Annotated in this window: 9 protein-coding genes; 2 read left to right on the top strand and 7 right to left on the bottom strand. The window is 50.8% G+C overall.

All coding sequences use genetic code 11. The annotated features are described in order from the left end of the window. Positions 1–243 (top strand): 4-hydroxythreonine-4-phosphate dehydrogenase PdxA (locus Q0231_RS02665; protein WP_299344740.1); only part of this gene is annotated, 243 nt, incomplete at its 5' end. Next, positions 240–1,091, top strand: a complete 852-nt coding sequence (gene rsmA, locus Q0231_RS02670; protein ID WP_269392115.1) for a 16S rRNA (adenine(1518)-N(6)/adenine(1519)-N(6))-dimethyltransferase RsmA — start codon at positions 240–242, stop codon at positions 1,089–1,091. The genes Q0231_RS02665 and rsmA, both read left to right, overlap by 4 nt. A gap of 361 nt (positions 1,092–1,452) precedes the next feature. Here rsmA and gmk read toward each other — a convergent pair whose 3' ends face one another. The 7 genes from gmk to fabD form a co-directional block, all read right to left on the bottom strand. Then, positions 1,453–2,094 carry a guanylate kinase gene (gene gmk / locus Q0231_RS02675; RefSeq protein ID WP_269392116.1) on the bottom strand — a complete coding sequence of 214 codons (642 nt, stop codon included), beginning with the start codon at positions 2,092–2,094 and terminating at the stop codon, positions 1,453–1,455. 142 nt (positions 2,095–2,236) lie between these two features. Next, positions 2,237–3,130: a YicC/YloC family endoribonuclease gene (locus Q0231_RS02680; protein ID WP_269392117.1), complete on the bottom strand. Its 894-nt coding sequence runs from the start codon at positions 3,128–3,130 to the stop codon at positions 2,237–2,239. 57 nt (positions 3,131–3,187) lie between these two features. Next, complete coding sequence (mltG, locus tag Q0231_RS02685; RefSeq protein ID WP_269392118.1) at positions 3,188–4,303, bottom strand: endolytic transglycosylase MltG; 1,116 nt, start codon at positions 4,301–4,303, stop codon at positions 3,188–3,190. Between the two features lie 105 nt (positions 4,304–4,408). After that, positions 4,409–5,677 (bottom strand): beta-ketoacyl-ACP synthase II, encoded by a 1,269-nt coding sequence (fabF, locus tag Q0231_RS02690; protein ID WP_269392119.1) that lies wholly within the window; start codon positions 5,675–5,677, stop codon positions 4,409–4,411. Positions 5,678–5,700: 23 nt separating this feature from the next. Then, entirely contained in the window at positions 5,701–5,937 is a 237-nt protein-coding gene (locus tag Q0231_RS02695; protein ID WP_269392120.1) for an acyl carrier protein, read from the bottom strand. A 213-nt stretch (positions 5,938–6,150) separates the two neighbouring features. Then, positions 6,151–6,888, bottom strand: coding sequence for a 3-oxoacyl-[acyl-carrier-protein] reductase (gene fabG, locus Q0231_RS02700; protein ID WP_299344751.1), 738 nt, complete (start codon positions 6,886–6,888; stop codon positions 6,151–6,153). A gap of 36 nt (positions 6,889–6,924) precedes the next feature. Continuing rightward, on the bottom strand, positions 6,925–7,869 hold the full coding sequence (gene fabD / locus Q0231_RS02705; protein WP_299344754.1) for an ACP S-malonyltransferase: 945 nt from the start codon (positions 7,867–7,869) through the stop codon (positions 6,925–6,927). Positions 7,870–8,049: the final 180 nt, after the last annotated feature.

Genomic DNA, 8,049 nt, shown 5'->3' on the forward strand with positions numbered 1-8,049 from the left:
CAGAACAAGTACCTTGAACAAGCAGACTGTGTGCTGGCCATGTATCACGATCAAGCGCTGATCCCTGTTAAAGCCATCGGCTTTGATTCTGGCGTCAACATTACGCTAGGGTTGCCCCTTGTGCGCACCTCACCAGATCACGGCACGGCCCTAAGCCTTGCAGGAACGGGCCAAGCCTCAACCAACAGTATGTATGAAGCCATTGTGCTTGCGCACCAAATGACGTCACGGGAAGTAGAATGAGCCAAATTGATAGCCTGCCGCCCTTGCGTGATGTCATCAATCGACATGAATTGCGCGCCAAAAAAGAGCTTGGACAAAATTTTCTACTCGATCTCAATCTAACCGCTCGTATTGCGCGGATTGCGACGCCGCTCGATCAGTCTACGATTATCGAAGTTGGACCGGGCCCTGGCGGCCTGACGCGTGGGTTGCTGGCCGAAGGGGCAAAAAAGGTCATCGCCATCGAGCGCGACGAGCGCGCCCTGCCCGCTTTGCAAGAAATTGCCGACGCCTATCCGGGACGGCTAGATGTGATTTCTGGCGATGCGATGGAAATCGACTATCGAGCGCTGGCGGATGGACCCACAAAGCTCGTGGCCAACCTCCCATACAACATTGCGACCCCCCTGTTAACGGGTTGGCTGCACGCGCAGTTCGAACAACCGCTTTTTGAAAGCCTCACGTTGATGTTTCAAAAAGAGGTGGCCGACCGGATCTGCGCTCAACCGGGCTCAAAAGCCTATGGTCGCCTTTCAATTCTTTGTGGATGGATGACGGATGCGCATATTGCGCTCAACGTTGGCCCCGCAGCTTTTACGCCGCCCCCCAAAGTGAGTTCAGCCATTGCGCATTTGGTGCCCCGAGTTTTAGCAGGCGCGCCACATATAAAAAGCATTGAAGCGGTTACCCGCGCTGCATTTGGTCAGCGCCGGAAAATGCTGCGCCAAAGCTTAAAGGCACTAGGCGTTGAATTGCCCCCTCTTTATGAAGCGGCAGACATCAAAGGCACGGAGCGCGCAGAAGAACTGAGCGTTGATCAATTCGTGGCATTGGCCAGGGCTTATGAAGCGCTAAGAGCTTCCAACTAGCTTGCAATAGATCCCACTGCGGCAACGAAAATGTTGCGCATGAAACAGGTTTGTTCATCAAAATTCTGGTGTGGTTGGGTGTGTTTTTTGGCGTCGGGCTTAAAAAAACTAGGCCCTAAAACGCAAAACACCCGCTCGAACCACGAGCGGGTGGGCATAGCAAAATTTATGCCTGAACCAAGTATGTGAGCGCTTACATCAAGCCCCTTATGGATAGATCCGGCGGAAGCAGAAAATTGCTCCCTCCCATCACCACCCGCTTAACGTGTAGCCCGCTCAATGTAGCAGAACGATCCGGTTTTGTACACACTCAAAACCTGCAATTTGTAAACCTAGTCAATCTTTAGTAGGTCGGTGCTTGCTATTTTAGAAAAGATTCAAGCTCGTCCTGTAAGTCACTGACAAATTGAGGTAAATTGACTTGCCGACGACGTGCAATACGCGCGGCATTGATGATTTCCGTGACCAGCGCGCAGCTCTTTTCGAGATCATTGTTAACGATCACATAGTCATATTTGTTCCATTCGCGCAGTTCTTGTCGTGCTGTTTTTAACCGCCTGTTAATCACGTCTTCGTTGTCATCTGCCCGCCGTTCGAGCCGATGCTTGAGTTCTTTGATGGATGGAGGCAACACAAAAATGCCCACAATATCTTCTTGGCAAGTCTCATAAAGTTGCAGCGCGCCTTGGTAATCTATGTCGAACAGGACGTCTTTTCCGGCATCCAACAATTCATCAATTTGAGCCTTGGGCGTTGCATAAAAATTGCCGTGCACTTCTGCCCATTCCAGCAACATGCCCGCGTCGCGCATTTGGTTGAATTCTTCAACGGTTTTGAAATGATAATCCACCCCGTCAACCTCGTTTGCACGCTTGGGTCGGGTGGTCACCGAAACGGAAAGCTGGATGTTTGCATCTTGTCGCAAAATCGCGCGTGAAATAGACGTTTTTCCTGCACCTGAGGGTGAAGAAAGGATGAGCATAATGCCGCGGCGTTGAAACATAGATCAAATCCAACCAGTAAAAAGGAAGCGAACAAGGGGCACACTTGCGAAAATGTACTAGGAGTGAACATGCCGATAGTGGCAAATAATTCAACCCCTATTGGCCATTTCACACCAAAGTTCTGTGCACGGCGCTTTGTTTTTACTCGATATTTTGAATCTGCTCGCGCAGTTGGTCAATGGCGGCCTTTAGATCCAAACCGATGGACGTCAGTTCTACATTATTGCTCTTTGAGCAAAGTGTATTCGCTTCCCGGTTGAACTCCTGGGCTAAAAAATCGAGTTTTCGCCCGACCGGCCCGCCCTGTTTGATGAGCTTGCGGGCGGCTTGAACGTGAGCGGTTAGACGATCAAGCTCTTCGCGAATATCTGCTTTCGTGGCCAACACAAGCGCTTCTTGGTGCAACCGTTCTTCGGACAAACTTGCATCTACGGTGGCGAGAAGTTCAACCTGATCTTTTAAGCGCAACAAAATGGCTTCTCTGCTGCGCGAGGGATTTTCTTCTGCGGCGGCTGTGAGCTGCTCAATTTCGTTTAGCCGGGCGATAATTACATCCAACAACTGCGCCCCTTCAAGGCGACGCCCTTCGAGCAAATCATCCAACGCAACATCTACTTCAGCCAAAATGGTCTGTTTAAGTTCCGCTTTTGCGATTTCGGAAAGCTCGGCCTCTTTGACTTCAAGCACGCCTTTTAGTGCCAATATGCCGTCTAACCGTGGTCGATCTGCTTCTATCCGGCCCGCCAATGTGTCAATTGCGTCAAGCGCGGTGCCCAGGGCTTGCTCGTTTACAGTGACTTCCGTCTGAGCATTTTCATTGGTCAGGTTAAGGGAAAAGTTCACTGCGCCACGATTGAGGCGGTCTGAGATTTTCTTGCGCACTTGATGTTCAAGATCATCCAAACCTTGGGCGACCCGCAAACGTACGTCCAACCCACGGGCATTGACGGTTTTGATTTCAATTGCAAAGCGACAACCTTGGGCAACGCCAGCGCTTCGCGCAAATGCAGTCATACTGGCTAGTGGCTTAATCATTTGTCGCATTCCTTTGCCTCGTGCGTTGGAGCGCCACAGCGCCCCAACTGCCGCAGACTAATTGTTTACCGGTGTTTCGCTGCCATCTGCTTCTGCCGCGGTGGCAGCAGCTTCGGCCTCTTCAGCTGCCTTTTTGGCTGCTTCTTCGGCGGCTTTTGCGCGTTCTTGTTCGATTTTGCGCCATGCAGCCACGTTTTTTTGATGTTCTTTGTAAGTTGCGGCAAAAGCATGACCACCCGTGCCATCTGCCACAAAATAAAGCGCATCTGTTTGTGCAGGATTTGCCACCGCTCTAAGCGAATCTATGCCCGGATTTGAGATTGGGCCTATTGGCAGGCCATCAATCTGATATGTATTATAGTCGGTTTTTGTATCAATTTCCGACCGCCTCAAACCTCGTCCAAGTGGCCCTTGCCCATTGTTGATGCCATAAATAATTGTTGGATCAGATTGAAGGCGCATGCCTTTGTTGAGCCGATTGATGAACACGGCTGCAACTTGAGGGCGTTCGCTGGCTACGCCGGTTTCTTTTTCCACAATCGATGCAAGAATGACAAATTCTTCGATGGTTTTGATGGGCAAATCTGGTTGACGTGTCTCCCATATCTCAGCCACCACAACATCATGGGCCTTAGTCATTTGCGCAAGAACAGACTTGCGGAAACTGCCGCGTTCAAAAGAATAAGTGTCTGGCAACAAAGTCCCTTCAGCCGGCACTTCCAAGATCTCACCAGTTAAATCAACGCTTGCACGAAGGCGTTCAACAATCTGCCAAGAGGTCAACCCTTCCGGCAAAGTGACGCTATATTGTATCGGTCGCCCTTCAATCAGCGTGTCGAGGATTTTGCGCATGCTCGCATTTGCGGGCAACAAATATTCGCCCCGCTTCAAGCCGCCGTTCAGATCTGTTGCAATGGCACCAAACCGGAATACAAGACGATTATCGATGATCTTTTCGTCTTCAAGCTTGCCAGCGACAACATTTAGCCCAGCGCCTTCTGGCACCACAAAAACTGTATCTTCCAAAATCTGGCCCGGTTCATGGAACTTGGTCAGCCCAAAATAGACAAGGCCAATGCTAGCTACCATACCAATGACAGTTAGCGTCAAAAGTGCATTGAGGACTTGAAGCAATCCGTTTTGTTTTTTCTTTATTTTGGTGCGCTTGGCCACGGCTGTCTTTTCTCACAAATTTGACGAAAAACTTGCGTGCATTTTGATGTGGCGATTGCGGCAAAACAAGGGGAAACTAGTGATATTTACTGACTATGCAGCCTTTTATTCCGCTGTGCGGAAAATCAAGGAAGCATTTGTCCCGCCGAACCCAAATGAATTTGACAAAGCAACGTTGATTTCCTTCTTAACTGGTACTTTTGCAGCCAGGTTAATCTGGGTTTCAACGGACGGATTGTCCAAATTTATGGTCGGAGGCGCAATATTGTCGCGCATGGCCAACAACGAAAAGATCGATTCGACGGCGCCGGCTGCGCCAAGCAAATGACCAATTGCCGATTTGGTGGAGGACATGACAGCGTTTGGTGCCGCATCGCCCAACAATCGGGTAACAGCGCCCAGTTCAATCTCATCCCCAAGTGGGGTCGAAGTGCCATGTGCGTTGATATAATCGATTTCTGAAGCCGCCATGCCGGCGCGCTTTAGCGCAGCTGACATAGATCGGAAGCCACCGTTGCCGTCTTCGGCAGGTGCTGTGATGTGATGGGCGTCGCCGGACATGCCGTAACCAACCACCTCACCATAAATCTTAGCGCCACGCGCTTTTGCGTGTTCATATTCTTCAAGCACAACAATACCAGCGCCCTCACCCATGACGAAACCATCGCGGTCTTTATCGTATGGGCGTGAAGCTTTTTCTGGTTGATCATTAAACCCGGTTGATAGGGCGCGGCAGGCTGCAAAACCAGCCAACGACAATCGATTAACCGGAGATTCGGTGCCACCAGCAACCATCACGTCAGCATCGTCGAACGCGATCATGCGTGCGGCATCACCAATGGCATGGGCGCCGGTAGAACAGGCGGTCACAACCGAATGGTTTGGGCCTTTTAGACCGTGCTTGATGGAAACATAACCCGATGCAAGATTGATCAATCTGCCCGGTATAAAGAAGGGGCTTACCCGACGGGGGCCACGTTCTTTGAGCGTAATTGCGGCATCATAGATGCCACCAATGCCGCCAATGCCCGAGCCGATGAGAACACCGGCCCGTTCTTTTTGCTGCTCGGTCTTGGGTTCAAAACCACTGTCCTGAAGCGCCTGACCGGCTGCTGCCATACCGTAAACAATAAACGGATCGACTTTACGTTGTTCTTTAGGCTCCATCCAATCATCAGGATTGAACTTGCCTTCAGTTTGGTCGCCGTACGGAATTTGGCAGGCGATTTGGCAAGCCAAATCATCCACTTCAAAACCAGTCACCCGGGCTGCTCCGCTTTTTGAAGCAAGGATATTGCTCCAAACGGTTTCAGCACCAGAACCAAGGGGGCACACAATGCCCACCCCAGTGACGACAACCCTTCGTAAATTCATACAGGCACTCGCAGCTTGTTATCTTAGTTTACAGCTTTCTCAAGGAAAGAAACCGCATCACCGAAAGTTTGAATGTTTTCAGCTGCGTCATCAGGGATCTCAACGCTGAATTCTTCTTCAAACGCCATCACTAGCTCAACCTGATCGAGCGAGTCCGCGCCAAGATCATCAATAAAGCTGGCTTTTTCTGTAACTTTGTCGGCTTCTACGTTTAGGTGCTCAACAACGATCTTGCGAACGCGATCTGATACATCGCTCATATTTTATTCCTCTTCGCCAAATTAATTCTATTTAACGGCTTACTATCGCACCGTCATGATTACAAGTTCCCCAATGTGGAGCAACCACATTTTAGCCAAAGTTTCGCTTTGGGCCCGTGTTGGTTGGGGGCATTATCATACTTTGATCTGTTTGACCACATTGGTTCGCCAAGTTGTGCACAAAGCGATGAATTGTGGCCAAAACACGATCCATTAGACCATTAACATCCCGCCATTCACATGAATGGTCTGCCCGGTCACATATGCAGCCTCATCACTAGCCAAATAAACAGCACTGGCAGCGATTTCGTCCGCATTTCCCAACCGACCAGCAGGGATGGTGCCCAATATGGTGTCGCGCTGCTTGTCATTCAACTCATCAGTCATTGCTGAGGCGATAAAGCCCGGCGCAATAGTGTTAATCGTGATGCCACGGCTCGCCACTTCTTGTGCGATCGCTTTTGACATGCCGATCAGGCCCGCTTTGGACGCGGCATAGTTGCCCTGCCCTGGATTACCAGCAACCCCAACAACTGAAGTGATGCCAATGATACGGCCTGCGCGTTGCTTCATCATGACCTTAACTGCGGCGCGAGACAGGCGGAACGCGGCGGTTAGATTCACTGCGATCACCTCATCCCATTCGCTGTCTTTCATGCGCATGAAGATGTTGTCGCGCGTAATGCCTGCGTTATTGACCAGAATGTCCAAGCCGCCCATGGCTTCAATGGCTGACGGGATCAATTTGTCCACGGCATCTAGATCTGACAAATTGCACGGCAAAATATGTGTTTTGCCAGGAATTGAAGCTGCAACTTCTTCAAGCCTTTCAACACGTGTACCAGAAAGGGCAACTTCGGCGCCCTTTTCGGCAAGTTTTTGCGCGATGGCGCGACCAATGCCGCCGCTCGCACCTGTAACCAATGCACGTTTACCGGTTAAATCAAACATTGTCGTCGCACTTCCTATTCGTTCAACTCTTCAGATTTACAGTGAAGCAACAAAGGCTTCAATGTCTGCCGCTGTATTCAAAGGAACAGCGTTTACATCACGATTGATGCGACGTGCAAGGCCAGACAACACTTTACCTGTGCCCAACTCCGCCAATTCTTCAACGCCGCCTTCACTCGACAACCAAGCCACTGACTCGGTCCAGCGCACTTTGCCACATACTTGTTCGACCAAGCGGCGTTTAATTTCTTGAGGGTCGCTAATCGGAGCGGCTAAAACGTTACAAACCAGCGGCACAGATGGGGCCACCAACTCCGCGTTGGCCAAAGCAACTTCCATTGCTTCGGCTGCTGGGCCCATCATGGCGCAGTGGAACGGCGCACTAACTGGCAGCAACATTGCGCGTTTTGCGCCCTTAGCCTTTGCCAGCTCAATGGCACGCTCAACAGCAGACGCGCCACCAGAGACAACCACTTGGCCCGGCGCGTTGTCGTTGGCAACATCGCAAACACCGCCTTGAGCGGCAGCGGCGGCAACTTCTTCAACCACTGAAAGCTCAAGACCCAAAATTGCGGCCATTGCGCCTTCACCAACCGGCACCGCTTGCTGCATCGCACGGCCACGGGTTTGCAACAGCCGAGCAGTGTCGGATATTGAGAGTGACCCGGCAGCACATAGGGCCGAATATTCGCCTAACGAGTGGCCAGCAACATATTCTGCCACATCTGCGATTTTGACGCCTTTAGCTTCAAGAATGCGGACAACAGCCATCGAGACAGCCATTAATGCAGGTTGAGCGTTTTCGGTTAGCCGAAGCGTATCTTCTGGGCCTTCGAACATGATTTTGGACAGTTTTGTCTCAAGTGCATCGTCAACTTCTTGGAAAACGGCGCGCGCTTCGGCGAACTCTTGTGCCAATTCTTGGCCCATGCCGACAGCTTGGCTGCCTTGTCCTGGAAACGTGAATGCTCTTTTTGTCATTTTTGCTGCCTCTTAGCGTAAAAACAAATTGGGATTTTTGGCGTTTTATAGCTGAATATCGTAGGTAAGCCAGTCCGTTTTACGCGCCACATGATCATATAGACCGCGCGCCCGGTAGTTATTGTCGGCTGTCACCCAGCGCACGATCGAGTTTTGATTGTCCACCGCGAACTGTCTAAT

The organism is uncultured Maritalea sp. (assembly GCF_937139385.1).
GTDB classification, from domain to species: Bacteria; Pseudomonadota; Alphaproteobacteria; order Rhizobiales; family Devosiaceae; genus Maritalea; species Maritalea porphyrae_A.